16 protein-coding genes are annotated in these 13653 nt (G+C 48.4%); all 16 read left to right on the top strand.

Annotation, left to right across the window (positions count from 1 at the left end; genetic code table 11):
• Positions 1 to 124: 124 nt before the first annotated feature.
• Positions 125 to 1210, top strand: coding sequence for a stage III sporulation protein AA (gene spoIIIAA / locus BUA14_RS15435; RefSeq protein ID WP_072773425.1), 1086 nt, complete (start codon positions 125 to 127; stop codon positions 1208 to 1210).
• The gene (locus tag BUA14_RS15430; RefSeq protein ID WP_072773424.1) at positions 1207 to 1716 is read left to right on the top strand and encodes a stage III sporulation protein AB; all 510 of its coding nucleotides are present in this window, start codon (positions 1207 to 1209) and stop codon (positions 1714 to 1716) included. Before spoIIIAA ends, BUA14_RS15430 begins: the two co-directional genes overlap by 4 nt.
• An 18-nt stretch (positions 1717 to 1734) precedes the next feature.
• Complete coding sequence (spoIIIAC, locus tag BUA14_RS15425) at positions 1735 to 1932, top strand: stage III sporulation protein AC (protein WP_005810911.1); 198 nt, start codon at positions 1735 to 1737, stop codon at positions 1930 to 1932.
• 12 nt (positions 1933 to 1944) lie between these two features.
• Complete coding sequence (gene spoIIIAD / locus BUA14_RS15420) at positions 1945 to 2331, top strand: stage III sporulation protein AD (protein ID WP_005810912.1); 387 nt, start codon at positions 1945 to 1947, stop codon at positions 2329 to 2331.
• A 9-nt stretch (positions 2332 to 2340) separates the two neighbouring features.
• The gene (spoIIIAE, locus tag BUA14_RS15415; RefSeq protein ID WP_072773423.1) at positions 2341 to 3510 is read left to right on the top strand and encodes a stage III sporulation protein AE; all 1170 of its coding nucleotides are present in this window, start codon (positions 2341 to 2343) and stop codon (positions 3508 to 3510) included.
• Between the two features lie 13 nt (positions 3511 to 3523).
• Entirely contained in the window at positions 3524 to 4114 is a 591-nt protein-coding gene (gene spoIIIAF, locus BUA14_RS15410; protein WP_072773422.1) for a stage III sporulation protein AF, read from the top strand.
• 17 nt (positions 4115 to 4131) lie between these two features.
• Positions 4132 to 4692 carry a stage III sporulation protein AH gene (locus BUA14_RS15405; RefSeq protein WP_072773421.1) on the top strand — a complete coding sequence of 187 codons (561 nt, stop codon included), beginning with the start codon at positions 4132 to 4134 and terminating at the stop codon, positions 4690 to 4692.
• Positions 4689 to 5258: a SpoIIIAH-like family protein gene (locus BUA14_RS15400; protein ID WP_072773420.1), complete on the top strand. Its 570-nt coding sequence runs from the start codon at positions 4689 to 4691 to the stop codon at positions 5256 to 5258. Before BUA14_RS15405 ends, BUA14_RS15400 begins: the two co-directional genes overlap by 4 nt.
• A gap of 232 nt (positions 5259 to 5490) precedes the next feature.
• The gene (accB, locus tag BUA14_RS15395; RefSeq protein ID WP_072773419.1) at positions 5491 to 7356 is read left to right on the top strand and encodes an acetyl-CoA carboxylase biotin carboxyl carrier protein; all 1866 of its coding nucleotides are present in this window, start codon (positions 5491 to 5493) and stop codon (positions 7354 to 7356) included.
• Positions 7357 to 7372: 16 nt separating this feature from the next.
• Positions 7373 to 8719 (top strand): acetyl-CoA carboxylase biotin carboxylase subunit, encoded by a 1347-nt coding sequence (gene accC / locus BUA14_RS15390; protein WP_072773418.1) that lies wholly within the window; start codon positions 7373 to 7375, stop codon positions 8717 to 8719.
• Between the two features lie 90 nt (positions 8720 to 8809).
• Positions 8810 to 9208: an Asp23/Gls24 family envelope stress response protein gene (locus tag BUA14_RS15385; RefSeq protein WP_005810919.1), complete on the top strand. Its 399-nt coding sequence runs from the start codon at positions 8810 to 8812 to the stop codon at positions 9206 to 9208.
• 63 nt (positions 9209 to 9271) lie between these two features.
• Positions 9272 to 9796, top strand: a complete 525-nt coding sequence (amaP, locus tag BUA14_RS15380; protein WP_072773417.1) for an alkaline shock response membrane anchor protein AmaP — start codon at positions 9272 to 9274, stop codon at positions 9794 to 9796.
• Between the two features lie 114 nt (positions 9797 to 9910).
• Positions 9911 to 10357 (top strand): transcription antitermination factor NusB, encoded by a 447-nt coding sequence (gene nusB / locus BUA14_RS15375; protein ID WP_011460271.1) that lies wholly within the window; start codon positions 9911 to 9913, stop codon positions 10355 to 10357.
• Positions 10335 to 11288, top strand: coding sequence for a tRNA (adenosine(37)-N6)-threonylcarbamoyltransferase complex transferase subunit TsaD (locus tag BUA14_RS15370; RefSeq protein ID WP_072773416.1), 954 nt, complete (start codon positions 10335 to 10337; stop codon positions 11286 to 11288). Before nusB ends, BUA14_RS15370 begins: the two co-directional genes overlap by 23 nt.
• Positions 11289 to 11363: 75 nt before the next feature.
• A complete protein-coding gene (locus BUA14_RS15365) occupies positions 11364 to 12212 on the top strand; it encodes a sulfide/dihydroorotate dehydrogenase-like FAD/NAD-binding protein (protein WP_072773415.1) in 849 nt (282 codons plus the stop codon).
• Positions 12213 to 12214: 2 nt separating this feature from the next.
• Positions 12215 to 13606, top strand: coding sequence for an NADPH-dependent glutamate synthase (gltA, locus tag BUA14_RS15360; protein ID WP_072773414.1), 1392 nt, complete (start codon positions 12215 to 12217; stop codon positions 13604 to 13606).
• Positions 13607 to 13653: the final 47 nt, after the last annotated feature.

The raw sequence follows: 13653 nt of genomic DNA, 5'->3' as shown, positions 1-13653 counted from the left end.
TGGCGTTGAATCAGGGGGCCTATCCTCTTTGATTCACATGGACAAGTTTTTTGGCGGGAAGCAAGAAAAGCATGTCTAAAACTATAGGCACAGACATACCTTTTTAACAAAGGGGGACAATGCCGTGTCGCTGCGCTATACTTTACATCCGATAAGCCCCAATCCTGAACTCAAACCCAAATCTAGATCCCTGGCTGTTTCTATAAATCAGGGAAAAGTGGCAGAGAAGAAGCCCTTGGAGGATTTTGAACGTTGGTTTGGCAGCAATCTGGCTCGCATTTTCCTGCAGGTTCATGATATAGCATTCAAAGATATGGAAGAGATTCGCTTGCGCATTGATCGGCCTCTTTTGATCCTGGGGCATCATAGAGAGTTGTTTATTGATGAACAGGGCAGAGCTGTTACGGCGGAAAAAGGGTATCGGGTTCAGCGTGAAGATGTTTTACAGGCCTTGGAACGGATGACTCAAAGCTCTCTCTATGCTGCCGAAGAAGAGATGAAACAGGGATTTATCACTTTGCCTGGAGGGCATCGGGTTGGGATTACAGGTGAAGCCATCATGAAACATGGGGAAGTACAGACTCTGAAGCATATTTCAGCTTTAAATATCCGCCTGGCCAAAGCTGTTGAGGGCAAGGCAGAGCTTATTTTACCCAGGCTCTTAACCAAAGAAGGAGCTTTGCACCATACTTTGATCCTTTCACCTCCACGGGCAGGAAAGACCACCTTGCTGAGGGATCTAATCCGCAGGCTCAGCGACGGCAGCCCCGCACTTAACCTGCCGGGTCAGACCGTAGGGGTGGTGGATGAACGAAGGGAATTGGCCGGTATGTGGCAGGGTATCCCTGCTTATAACTTAGGGTGCCGTACCGATATTCTGGATGGTTGTCCGAAACGGATGGGTATCAATATGCTCATTCGCTCTATGGCTCCTCAGGTGGTGGCGGTGGATGAGCTGGGACATCCCGAAGATGTGGAAGCCGTCTTGGATGCCTTGAGGACGGGGGTAAAAATTCTCAGTACCGCCCACGCATCCACTATGAAGGAAGCATTGAAACGTCCCACCCTGAGGGCTTTGTTCGAATTCGGGGTTTTTGAACGGGTGGTTGTGCTCAGTCGCCGCCAAGGACCCGGAACCGTTGAAGAAATTATTGTTTTAGAGCCAATAGATAGAGATCACCAAGGAAGGTTAGGGGGAGATGCTCTTTGATCTGGGTGGGAGCTTTTTTGATGATTATGGGATGCGGAAGTCTGGGACTCTATAGTGCCGCGCGCATCCGCAGAAGACCGGTGGAGTTGCGGGAGTGCCTGATGGCTCTGACCCTTCTTGATACGGAGATTTTTTGGGGAAATACCCCCTTGCCGGAAGCCTTTGCCATTCTAAAGGATAGAACCGATGGAGCATGGTCCGGGTTTTTTGCGGAATTATCAGGACGGCTGGATAAGGGGGAAGGGGCCTATAGTGCTTGGAATGAGACGATTGAACAGCAAAAGAAGAATTTTTGTTTAGAAAATGAGGATTGGCAGGTGATCAAAGACGCAGGCAAAGGCCTGGGACGCTCTGATCGTCAGGAACAGCATAAGCAAATCGAGCTGGTCAAACAACAAGTTTCCCTTGTTAAAGAACATGCAGCCCAATGGTCGGAGAAACAAGCCAAGATGTGGTCCTATCTCGGATTTTTGGGGGGAGCCGCTGGAGTACTCTTCTTAATTTAGGCAGATGAGGTGGAGATTATGGATTTTTATATGGTGATGAAAATAGCGGGAATCGGGCTCCTTGTGGGAGTTCTCGTCATGGTTCTGGAACAGGCCAATCGCAAGGATATTGCTCAGCTTACCGTGTTGGCAGGGGTTGTGGTCGTTCTTTATATTGTCGTTCAGGCTGTGGCTGACCTATTCAGCCTTGTACGCAGTGTATTTCAGATCTATTAGGGAGGTCTGAATGTGGAAATATGGCAGATTGTAGGAATTGCTTTAGTGGTTGCCATTATCGGGGTGGTTCTAAAAGAAGTGCGCAAAGAAATTGCCCTTCAACTGACCATACTGACCGGAGTTATTATCTTTACCCTGATTCTGGACAAAATCAAAATCATCATTGATTTACTGCAGAATCTTGCGGATCAGGCGAATATTAGCTCTTACTATTTAATTATAGTCTTGAAAATAGTGGGAGTCGCATACCTGGCTGAATTTGGTGCTGATATCTGCAGGGATGCGGGAGAAAAAGCTCTCGCGACTAAAATTGAGATCGCCGCTAAGGTAGGGGTCTTAGTTCTGGCGATTCCTATTATCGTAGCGATACTGGAGTCCGTTATGCGACTTGTGCCGTGAGGTGAAACAATGCAGCGAGTGATAATTATCTTTCTTTTCTTTTTTTTCATAGGAAATGGGACAACTCCCTCCTTGGTTTATGGAGCGGAGGAAATGTCAGAGCCGACCGCAGATCTTGCTGCTCAAGTGGATCTGACAGAAGTCCGCGGGTTCCTGGAGCAAATTGATCGGGATGTTCAGGAGTCTTTGCCTAATTTTTCCCTGGCGAAATTCTTTGATGACCTTCGTCAGGGCGATATCAATCTTCACCCTGTGGAGCTCGGCAAAACACTCCTCGCCTTATTGGGAAAAGAAGTTCTCGAGAGTGCTCCTTTAATCGGAAAGCTCTTAATTTTAGCCGTATTGACTGCCGTTCTCCAGCAACTCCAGTCGGCATTCAGCGGTGAGGTAGGGAAAATGGCCCAGATCCTTGCCTATTTGGTGCTGATGGGGATTGCCCTGGCTACCTTCCAAATAGCTATGAACCTGGCCTCCGATTCCATTCAAACTATGACGGGATTCATGCAGACCTTGCTTCCGGTCATGATGACTATGCTGGTTGCTATGGGGAATTTGACCACTGCGGCTTTGTTTAAGCCCATGGTATTAGGCAGTTTGACCTTTTTGGCGACCTTAATCAAAACTGTAGCCTTACCTTTATTCTTTTTGGCAGCAGTTCTCAAACTATTTAACCACATTTCCAGTGAATTCAAGCTCAGCAGACTGGCGGGACTCCTGGAGTTTACCGGAAAATTGAGTTTGGGAATCATCTTAACCGTTTTCATTGGGGTCATGGCCGTGCAAGGGGTCACTGGAGGTGTGGCTGATGGGGTCGTTCTGCGTACAGCAAAATACTCCGCAGACCTGATTCCTGTGGTGGGTAAATTCTTTAAAGATGCAGTGGAATTGGTGGTCACTTCAGGGCTCTTATTAAAAAATGCTTTAGGGATCGTGGCTATTATCGCTTTAGCCTTAATTTGTTTAGGTCCGGTGGTCAAGCTGGTCGCCATGATTCTGGTTTTCAAAATCTCTTCAGCTTTGATTGAGCCGCTGGGACAAAAGGAGTTAGCGGATACTCTTCAGGAAATGTCCAAGAGTTTGATTTTTATCTTTGCCTCTGTAGCCTCTGTAGCCATCATGTTCTTTATGGCTATTGCCGTGGTGGTGGGGTCCGGTAATTTAACTGTCATGCTGCGATAGGGAGGTGAAGTTTTTGGAGAGTTTGCAAACCCTTGTGCGCAATTTAGCCATTATTTTGCTTCTGGCCAGTTTTCTGGAGATGCTGCTTCCTAATAAGTCTATGAAGGGCTTTGTCAAACTGGTGATGGGGTTGTTCGTCATCTCGGCCATCCTTACGCCCCTGACGGCCTTATTGGGAATGACCGTGGAGAGCGCCATCCCGGCTTGGACGGAAAGCTCTGCCCAAGAGTTGGCGGTTCTTGCCCCAGGGGAAGTGGGAGAGGCCATCGGCACCAATGCAGTTCAGGAACAGTATAAAGCAATCGTTGTCAGCCAGATTAAAGCCTTAACGGTTGGCATGGAAGGAATTAAAGAGCTTCAGGTGAATGTAGACTTGGCGGAAGGCTCAGGCGGATTGACGAATATACCTCGAATCGAGCGAATTATGATTCATTTGGATGCCGAGGAACAGGGAATTCAACCTATTGAAGACATCGTGATTAACCTGGATGAGCCCAAGCCGGATCAGGAGCAGGTATTGTCGGCAGCAGCTCTGGAAATCCGGGATAAAGTAGCAGTTTTTATGCAGATGCCCAGGGAGCAGATTATTATAACGGAAGGGTAGAAAGGGAGGAACAACTCATGAATCTTTTTAAAGATATCCAGCCTAAAATTTTAATTCCTGCAGTGCTTGTAGTGGCTGCAGTATGCATGCTGCTCTATGGCAAGGGCGGAGGAGGTGAGCCTGTGGTGCCTATGAATCAGGCAGTGGAGAACCGGGATACCGTTGAGGTCACCCGAATCGGCACTCTGGAAAAAGAAATGGAAAAGAAGTTGGTGCAGAATCTTCAGCAGATGTCAGGAGTTGGCAGTGTTCAGGTATCCGTAACTTTATCTTCCAGCCTTCGTTCTGATTATGCCACCAACGGCAGTGTGACCAAGAAAACAACCAAAGAATCTGATAAAGGTGGCGGCACACGGGAGTCCACAGAAGTCACCGAAAACAATCAGCTGGTGATGCCCAACGGCGCCAGTCAACCGGTCATTGTCATGGAAGAACGCCCTAATGTGGCAGGAGTTCTGATCATCGCTGAAGGGGCCAGTGATCCCAATGTCCGGGAAAATATTCATAACGCAGTACGAACCTTATTGGATATTCCTTCCGATAAAATAAATGTTCAGCCCATGGGAGGAGTACTATGAAAGTGGTGACTTTGAAGCGGTGGGGCGATTTGAAGAAGGGACATAGATGGGTGCTGGTGGGCTCTGTTATTGTCGTGTTGCTGCTGCTGTACGCCTTTTGGCATCTGGTTTTTGGCGATGAGCCCCTTAGCCAGCCTACTCATGAAAGTGTGCCGGTCCAAGTACAACCGGAAAGCCAGAGCATTTATTTTTCTGCAGAGGTGGTCAAGCCCTTACCACACGGAGGAGATTATTTTGTCAATTACCGGCTGCAGCGGGAAGCCTCCCGGCAAGAGGCCAAAACTATGCTGGCTCCCCTTTTAGATTCCAATGTGGTAAAGACAAGGGAAGAAGCCCAGGAAAAATGGTTGCAGTTGAGTCATAAGATTCAAAAGGAAGAAGAAATAGAGAATCTCCTTAAAATCAGTGGAATTAAGGATGCCATAGCTGATTTTGGGAATAATGAAGTTGCAGTCATCGTCTATGCCCCCAATCTGGAAGGGGCAGAGATCAAGGTGATTCAAGATATTGTGTTTCGTGTTACCAATACCGCCAAAGAACAAGTCCGCATAGCCTATCGTTATTAAAATTTAAAAAGATTCTGTGCATGGCAAAAATGAGTTTTTTCTGAAGTAAGGTGTGCAGAATCTTTTTTGATTTAACCATTAATTCGATTTCGAAGGTTATACTGTATACTTTGGCGTGATATTGTATACTTGGCGCTGTTTCGTTGAAAAAATTTTACCAGTTTCATATAATAAAACATAAACGGAATTTAGACAGAGAGCGTGATAGGGTATGAGAGAGGGGTTGTGCTGGATGAAACCGGTGAAAATTACGGATACGACACTGCGTGATGCTCATCAAAGCCTTTGGGCTACGCGGATGAGAACAGAAGATATGCTCCCTATCCTGACCGAATTGGATCAAGTGGGATACCATTCCCTTGAGGTCTGGGGCGGAGCGACCTTTGATGTGTGCCTGCGTTTTCTTGGGGAAGATCCCTGGGAAAGATTAAGAACCATAAAACAGCATGTCAAGAAAACCCCATTGCAGATGTTGTTGAGAGGTCAATCCTTAGTGGGCTATCAGCATTATCCTGATGATGTGGTTCGTGAATTTGTCCAGCTCAGTGTAAAAAATGGAATTGATATTATCCGCATTTTTGATGCTTTAAATGATGTTCGCAATATGATCGTTCCCATGGAAGCGGCTAAAGCGGCCGGAGCCCATGTTCAGGCTTCCGTGGTCTATACCGTAAGTCCTGTGCATACTTTGGAGCATTATATGGAAACGGCTAAAGAACTTGTGGCTTTAGGCGCTGACTCTATTTGCATTAAGGATATGGCGGGTCTCTTAACCCCACAGCGTGGGTATAAATTGGTAAGAATGCTTAAAGAAGAACTAGGGGTCATGATCCAGCTGCATACCCATTATATCGGTGGTATGGGGACCATTGCCTATGTTAAAGCTGCTGAAGCCCGTGTGGATGTGATCGACACAGCCAGTGTTCCCTTGGCTTTCGGTGCCAGTCAGCCACCGGTAGAGCTTGTGGTACGGGCACTTCAGGAATTTGAATTCGCGCCGGAGATGGATATTCCCCAGCTCTTTACCATTGCTAATTATTTTGAAGAGCTCCGCAAGAGCAGAGGTTTTGAACGGGGAATCACTCGTATTTCCGACATGCGTGTTTTTGAACATCAAGTACCTGGGGGAATGATCTCCAATCTCGTATCCCAACTGGAAGAACAAAAAGCCCTGAATCGGATCAATGAAGTGCTTGACGAGATACCCAGTGTTAGGGCAGAATTGGGTTATCCACCTTTGGTAACGCCAACCAGCCAAATCGTGGGGACTCAAGCTGTATTGAATGTGTTGAGCGGGGCAAGATATAAATTAGTGCCTGCTGAGGTGAAAGCCTATGTCCGTGGGCTTTACGGCAAGCCTCCCGCACCTGTCGATCCCGAGATTCAGAAGCTGATCATCGGCGATGAAGAAGTCCTTACTATTCGTCCTGCGGATAAATTAGAACCTGCTCTTAAAAAAGCGGAACAGGAAAGCAAAGAGTTTGCCTTATCCCGTGAGGATGTCTTGAGTTATGCCCTGTTTCCACAAGTGGCTAAAAAGTTCTTTATTGAAAGAGAGAAGGGGATCACGGTCGCTGCTAAAAGCCCGTCCGTTCCAGTTTCGAAGGAGGATTCCAAAATGGATTTAAAAGAAATTAAAGAGCTCATTAAACTCATTGGTGACACAGATATTACCGAATTGAACCTTGAAAGTGAAGGAGTAAAGGTCTCCATTAAAAAGGGCAGTACGCCCGCACCAGCCATGGCGCTGCCTGTCATGGGCGGAACTGCTGAAGCCGCTGTCCAGCCTGCACCGGCGGCGGTCAGTGCACCGGTTAAAGCTGCCCAGGAACTGCAAAGCCCTGCCGAGGCTCCTAAGAAAAATCTGCAATACATCAAGGCGCCTATGGTGGGAACTTTCTACCGTTCACCGGCACCGGATGCTCCATCTTTTGTGGAGCGGGGACAGATGGTGAAAGAATCCCAAACGGTATGCATCATTGAAGCGATGAAGCTCATGAATGAGATAGAAGCGGAAATCAGTGGACGCATCGTGGAAATTTTGGTTGAAAACGGCCAGCCGGTGGAGTTCGGTCAACCTTTGTTTGCAGTTGAATAATGAGGAGATAGGCAGCATGTTTAAAAAGGTATTAATAGCCAATCGGGGAGAAATTGCCTTACGGATTATCAGGGCCTGCCGGGAGATGGACATTGAGACCGTGGCCGTCTTTTCCGAGGCGGATCGGGATGCCCTGCATGTCCGGGAAGCGGACCAGGCCGTCTGCATCGGTCCCCATCCTTCGACTAAGAGTTATTTAAATATCCCCAATATCATCAGCGCTGCTGAGTTAACCGGTGTGGATGCCATTCATCCCGGTTATGGCTTTTTATCGGAGAATGCACGGTTCGCCGAGATTTGTGAGTCCTGCGGCATCACCTTTATCGGTCCCTCGCCGCGAGCCATTGAAACCATGGGGGATAAGGCTACGGCGCGCAAGACTATGATCGAGGCGGGAGTTCCGGTGGTTCCCGGCTCCAAAGAGGTGCTCACCGATGTGGAATCCGCCTCAGTTCTGGCTAAGGAGATTGGCTACCCCGTCATGATCAAAGCCTCAGCAGGAGGCGGGGGTAAAGGGATGCGCATTGCCCAAAACCCCAAGGAGCTGGCCAAATCTATTCAAGCTGCCCAAAGCGAAGCACAAGCTGCTTTTGGCAATTCGGAGATTTATCTGGAGAAGTACGTGGAGGAACCTCGTCATATTGAGTTTCAGATTTTAGCGGATAAACACGGCAATGTGATTCATCTCGGAGAAAGGGATTGCTCCCTGCAAAGAAGAAATCAGAAACTGCTGGAGGAGGCTCCTTCCAGCGCCCTTACCCCTGAACTGCGTAAGGCCATGGGAGAAGCAGCGATAAAGGCTGCCAAGGCTGCTGATTATTCCAGTGCCGGAACCATCGAGTTTCTCTTGGATAAGCATGGAGATTACTATTTCATTGAGATGAATACGCGAATTCAGGTGGAGCATCCGGTGACTGAATTTGTAACAGGAATTGATCTGTTGAAGGCTCAGATTCGCGTTGCGGCGGGAGAGCCTTTGGGAATTGCCCAGGAAGATGTGCAAATTCGTGGCTGGGCTATGGAATGCCGGATTAATGCTGAAAACTCAGAGAAGAACTTTATGCCCTCCCCAGGAACCATTGAGTTCTATCACCCGCCCGGCGGTCCCGGAGTTCGGGTGGATAGTGCCGCTTATCAGGGCTACACCATCCCCCCCTATTATGACTCCATGATCGGAAAATTGATCGTCTGGGGTGCTGATCGGGAAGAAGCGATCCAAAGAATGAAACGTGCTTTGGAAGAGTTTTATATTGAAGGAGTACATACCACCATTCCCTTCCATCTCAAGGTACTGGACAATGCCTTTTTCCGTCGGGGAGAAGTCTATACTAACTTTATCCAAAGGCGGATTTTAGGAGAATAGATAGTACATTCACCTTTGCCAGCATGGTCTTCTTTTGTTATAATGACAAAAGATACTTATGGATTAATATGTGGATGATGAGGTGAAACTATGGAAAAACCAGATATAGAAAATGCACTGGGAACGATCAAGATCGCGGATGAAGTCGTGGAAATTATTGCCGGCCTGGCCGCTTCCCAAGTGGAAGGTGTAGCCGGTATGAGCGGCGGCCTGGTGGGAGATATTGCCCAGATGCTTGGTCGTGGCAAGAACCTCTCCAAGGGTGTTAAGGTTGAAGTTGGGGAACAGGAAGCTGCTGTGAATCTTTATCTCGTTGTGGAATACGGTGTGTCAATACCTGAAGTGTCTTTAAAGGTTCAAGAAGCCGTGAAAGAGGCTATTGAAAGCATGACGGGCCTTCTGGTCGTCGAAACCAATGTTCATGTCCAGGGAGTTAATTTTCGTCCAGTTCCTGAGATTAAGGATGAAGAGCTTGCTCGGTTAAAATAAGCAAACGGATTTACCCCCCCTGGTGGACCAGGGGGGGTAAACAAATATAAGGTGGTGACCGGTTTGTTAGGGTATAGTGTTGGTGCCTTATTGGTGGTTATAGGGGGATGTATTCTAGCCATAAGTACGGGGTGGGAACTCCCTTATGAACTTTTATTGTCCGGATTGGATTGGTTAAGGACGAATACTTGGGAAAGCCTAGTCATAGCCATCTTGATCATGATCCTGGGGATATTACCCTTTTTAAAGCCGCGAAAAAGCATAGACAACACCTTTCGGACAGTTTCCCAGTTAGGTGAAGTGCGGGTTACCGTGGATGCTATTGGAGATCTTATTGTACGCAGTGCTCAGAGTAAAAACGAAGTGCGACTGGTTAAACCCTTGATTAAGCAAAGGGAGGATGGCTTGGAGATTTTGCTGGATTGTCAGTTTAATTTTGAAACGGTGATTCCGGAGGTGTCGGAGCAGCTGCAAACTCAAATTAAAGAGGATGTAGAACGCTTTACAGGCATCAAAGTTGCCGAGGTGAAAGTATTGGCACGCCGGCTGGATCCCGTTCAATCCAATCGTCCGCCGCGAGTCAGGTAAGTGGAACCGAGGGACAGGAACTGTACCCCAATACATACTGGGAAAGCAGAAAATAATACATAGAATCAGAGTTCTTGGCGACATGATCATAACAAATAATTCTAGGAGGAACCTATGAGCCGCAGATTAGCTCGGGAAACCGCATTGCAAGTTTTATTCCAGCTGGAGATGACTGGGGAAAGCCAGGACCTGAAGTCCGCAATTCACAAATGGGCGGATGAATTTGCTGTTCCGGAAGGAAGTATTCCTTTTGCAGAGGAACTGGCGGAAGGAACACTGACTCATAAAGAAGTGATCGATGAGAATCTGGAGAAATTATCCGAAGGCTGGTCATTAGCCCGCATGGCTAATGTGGATCGGAATCTTTTACGCCTTGCCAGTTATGAAATCCTCTTTCGGAAAGATATTCCCGGCCGGGTGACCATTAATGAAGCGATAGAGATTGCCAAACGCTATGGCAGTGAAGAATCCGGCAAATTTATCAATGGCATCTTGGATAAAGTCGTGGAAAGCGTCAACAAAAAGGATGAAAAAGGGAATGACACTCTATCTCGGGATTGATACAAGTGCATATACCACTTCATTGGCGATTGTGGATGAGCAGGCTGGACTGGTCTATGAAAACAGGAAGATCTTGACTGTTCCAGAAGGTGAAAGAGGGCTTGCTCAATCGGCAGCCCTTTTTCAGCATGTTCAGAATTTGCCCCAGCTGGTGACCGCGGTGCCTCCCGAATATTGGGAGAAAGTCAGCGCTCTGGGAGTAAGCACTGCACCCCGTCCTCTCAAAGAGTCTTATATGCCGGTTTTTCTGCCCGGATATGGTGTGGCAGCGGCGATGGCCTCTGCCCGGTGCATCCCTTTGGTTGAAACCAGTCACCAGGAAGGACATTTAGCGGCAGGAGTTGCTTCCAGCAAGCTTAAAGAATCCCATTTCCTGGCCATTCATGTTTCAGGCGGAACCACTGAGTTGTTGGAAGTCCACCATGCTCAGCCCGGGAAACTTGCGATACGGCTTTTGGGAGGGACAACGGATCTTCATGCCGGTCAATTCGTGGATCGGGTAGGAGTCCGTTTAGGACTGCCCTTCCCCGCGGGCAAAAGCTTGGAGGAGTTGGCCCGTCAGGCTGATCCCGGGGCAGCGGCCTGGCTTCCTTCCGCTGTCAGGGGCTTTGAAGTGAGCTTTTCCGGAGTGGAGACCGCTGCCCAAAGGTTAATTGATCAGGGGAAGAATCCTGCCGACGTAGCTCGTGCCGTGGAAGGGTGTATTGTGCGGACTTTAGGGAAATTACTGCAGTCGGGAATGGAAAAAACCGCATTGTCAGAGATTCTCATTGTAGGTGGTGTAGCTTCCAATCAATTTATCCGCAAAGAGCTGAAAAAGAGACTGGCTCGACATGCCAATCTCCACTGGGCGGAGCCTGATTGGAGCCGGGATAACGCGATTGGTGTAGCCCTGCTTGCCCTTGAAAAAGTCAGGGGATGTATAATTTAGGCAGGAGATATGACAGACCATATCGAATAGTTAGAAAGTTATTATTTTTTTGCATGAAATTAAGGAGGAGTGTACGTGTATCGGGTAGTGAAAAGAAGGCAGCTTGCTTCAGCTCCTTGCATTGTTTTGCTGGAAGTTGAAGCTCCGGCCGTCGCAGCAAAAGTTGAACCAGGCCAATTTGTCATTGTGCGTATGGATGAACAATCTGAACGTATCCCGCTTACAGTCATGGACTTTGATCGGGAAAAGGGCACCATCACTATTGTTATTCAGGATGTAGGCTATTCCTCAGCGATGATTAACTCCATGGAGGAAGGAAGCTATTTCCTTGATTTTGTAGGTCCCTTGGGAGTCCCTTCTGAAATCGAAAATCTTGGTACGGTGGTTTGTATCGGCGGCGGGCTTGGCGTGGCACCGGTATACCCCATTGCCCGGGCTTTAAAAGAAGCCGGCAACAAGCTCATATCTGTAATTGGCGCCCGCAGCGCCGATATCCTTATTCTTGAAGAAGAGATGGCTGCTATTAGTGATGAGCTGGTGATTGCCACTGATGATGGCAGCAAAGGGGTCAAAGGCTTCGTCACCAATGGCCTGGAGCAGATTATCGCTCAAGGCACTAAGATTGATGCCATTTGGGCTATCGGACCGGTGGTTATGATGCGTTCTGTAGCCAATTTTACCCGTCCCTTAGGGATCAAGACCATCGTCAGCATGAATCCCATCATGGTGGATGGAACAGGGATGTGTGGCGCCTGCCGTCTCAGTGTAGGGGATGAAACCAAATTTGCCTGTGTGGATGGCCCCGAGTTTGACGGTCATCTGGTGGATTTCGATCTGGCAATGAAACGGCTCAGTTTTTATAAAGATGAAGAAGAACGTGCCAAAATCTCCAAAGACTGTGATTGTGGAAAGGGGGCGCAATAATCATGGCTTTAAAAGTACCCCGTCATGAAATGCCCTGCCAGGATCCTAAAGAGCGTGCTCACAATTTCAATGAAGTTGCTTTGGGATATGCATCGGAAACGGCTATCGAAGAAGCTCAGCGTTGTCTCCAATGCAAGAAACCGAAATGTGTTGAAGGCTGCCCTGTGAATATTGCCATTCCTGAATTCATTCAAAAAATCACGGAAGAGAAGTTTGAGGAAGCCGCAGGGATTATCAAGCAGAGCAGTTCTCTGCCCGCGGTGTGCGGCCGGGTTTGCCCCCAGGAGTCCCAATGTGAGGCTAAATGTATCTTAGGCATCAAAGGTGAATCGGTGGCCATTGGCCGTTTGGAGCGCTTTGTGGCTGATTATGAAATCAGCAAAGGATGTAAGATTCCCGAAGTGGCTCAGCCCAGCGGCAAGAAGGTTGCGATCATCGGTGCCGGTCCGGCAGGATTAGCCTGTGCGGGCGATTTGGCTAAGGCCGGGCACAAGGTGACGATCTTCGAAGCCCTCCATGTGGCCGGCGGCGTGTTGATGTATGGTATTCCTGAGTTCCGTCTGCCCAAAGATATTGTTCAAAATGAGATTTGCAATTTGGAGCCCATGGGTGTGGAGATTCTGGTTAATCAAGTGGTGGGTAAAGTGACCTCCGTCCATGAGCTTATGCAAAACGGCTATGATGCGGTGTTCATCGGCACAGGGGCCGGACTGCCTAATTTCCTGGGAATTCCCGGTGAAAACTTAAATGGTGTCTATTCCGCCAATGAGTTCTTAACCCGTACCAACCTTATGAAGGGATATCGCTTCCCTGAGTATAAGACCCCGGTTAAAATAGGCAAGAAGGTTGCTGTTTTTGGGGCCGGCAACGTGGCTATGGATGCCGCCCGTACGGCGCTGCGCCTGGGTGCGGAAGAGGTCAGCATTGTCTATCGTCGTTCCCGGGCGGAAATGCCGGCTCGTCATGAAGAGCTTGAGCACGCCGAGGAGGAAGGGGTTAACTTTCAGCTTCTCACCAACCCGGTAGCCATCCAAGGGGATGAAAAGGGTGCGGTCAAATCCTTGACCTGTCTCCGCTATGAGCTGGGAGAACCGGATGCATCTGGACGCCGTAAACCTGTGGCTATTCCTGGCTCGGAGTTTGAGATCGAAGTGGATACGGTGGTTGTCGCCATTGGGCAAGGTCCTAATCCTTTGGTCACCCAATCCACGGAAGGCTTGGAACTGAACAAATGGGGCAATATCGTCGTCAATGAAGAAACCCTGGAGACCTCCATTCCCGGAGTGTTCGCCGGGGGCGATATTGTGACCGGTGCCGCTACGGTTATTCTGGCTATGGGAGCCGGCAAGAAAGCGGCCGCGGGAATTAACGCCTATCTTAAGAATAAGGGTTAATTACTGCGGTAAGGTTCAGGTAATTCGGATAATATATAGGCCAGAAA

It is taken from the genome of Desulfitobacterium chlororespirans DSM 11544, assembly GCF_900143285.1.
GTDB lineage: Bacteria > Bacillota > Desulfitobacteriia > Desulfitobacteriales > Desulfitobacteriaceae > Desulfitobacterium > Desulfitobacterium chlororespirans.
The sequence above is the reverse complement of the archived record's forward strand: the minus strand, read 5'-3'. Positions and strand labels throughout refer to the sequence as shown.

Excerpts from the sequence above, each read along its gene's own strand:
- spoIIIAC (WP_005810911.1), top strand. The coding sequence starts at position 1,735 with ATGGATTTTTATATGGTGATGAAAATAGCGGGAATCGGGCTCCTTGTG.
- spoIIIAE (WP_072773423.1), top strand. The coding sequence starts at position 2,341 with ATGCAGCGAGTGATAATTATCTTTCTTTTCTTTTTTTTCATAGGAAAT.
- BUA14_RS15385 (WP_005810919.1), top strand. The coding sequence starts at position 8,810 with ATGGAAAAACCAGATATAGAAAATGCACTGGGAACGATCAAGATCGCG.
- accC (WP_072773418.1), top strand. The coding sequence starts at position 7,373 with ATGTTTAAAAAGGTATTAATAGCCAATCGGGGAGAAATTGCCTTACGG.
- BUA14_RS15400 (WP_072773420.1), top strand. The coding sequence starts at position 4,689 with ATGAAAGTGGTGACTTTGAAGCGGTGGGGCGATTTGAAGAAGGGACAT.
- gltA (WP_072773414.1), top strand. The coding sequence starts at position 12,215 with ATGGCTTTAAAAGTACCCCGTCATGAAATGCCCTGCCAGGATCCTAAA.
- nusB (WP_011460271.1), top strand. The coding sequence starts at position 9,911 with ATGAGCCGCAGATTAGCTCGGGAAACCGCATTGCAAGTTTTATTCCAG.
- accB (WP_072773419.1), top strand. The coding sequence starts at position 5,491 with ATGAAACCGGTGAAAATTACGGATACGACACTGCGTGATGCTCATCAA.
- BUA14_RS15370 (WP_072773416.1), top strand. The coding sequence starts at position 10,335 with ATGACACTCTATCTCGGGATTGATACAAGTGCATATACCACTTCATTG.
- BUA14_RS15405 (WP_072773421.1), top strand. The coding sequence starts at position 4,132 with ATGAATCTTTTTAAAGATATCCAGCCTAAAATTTTAATTCCTGCAGTG.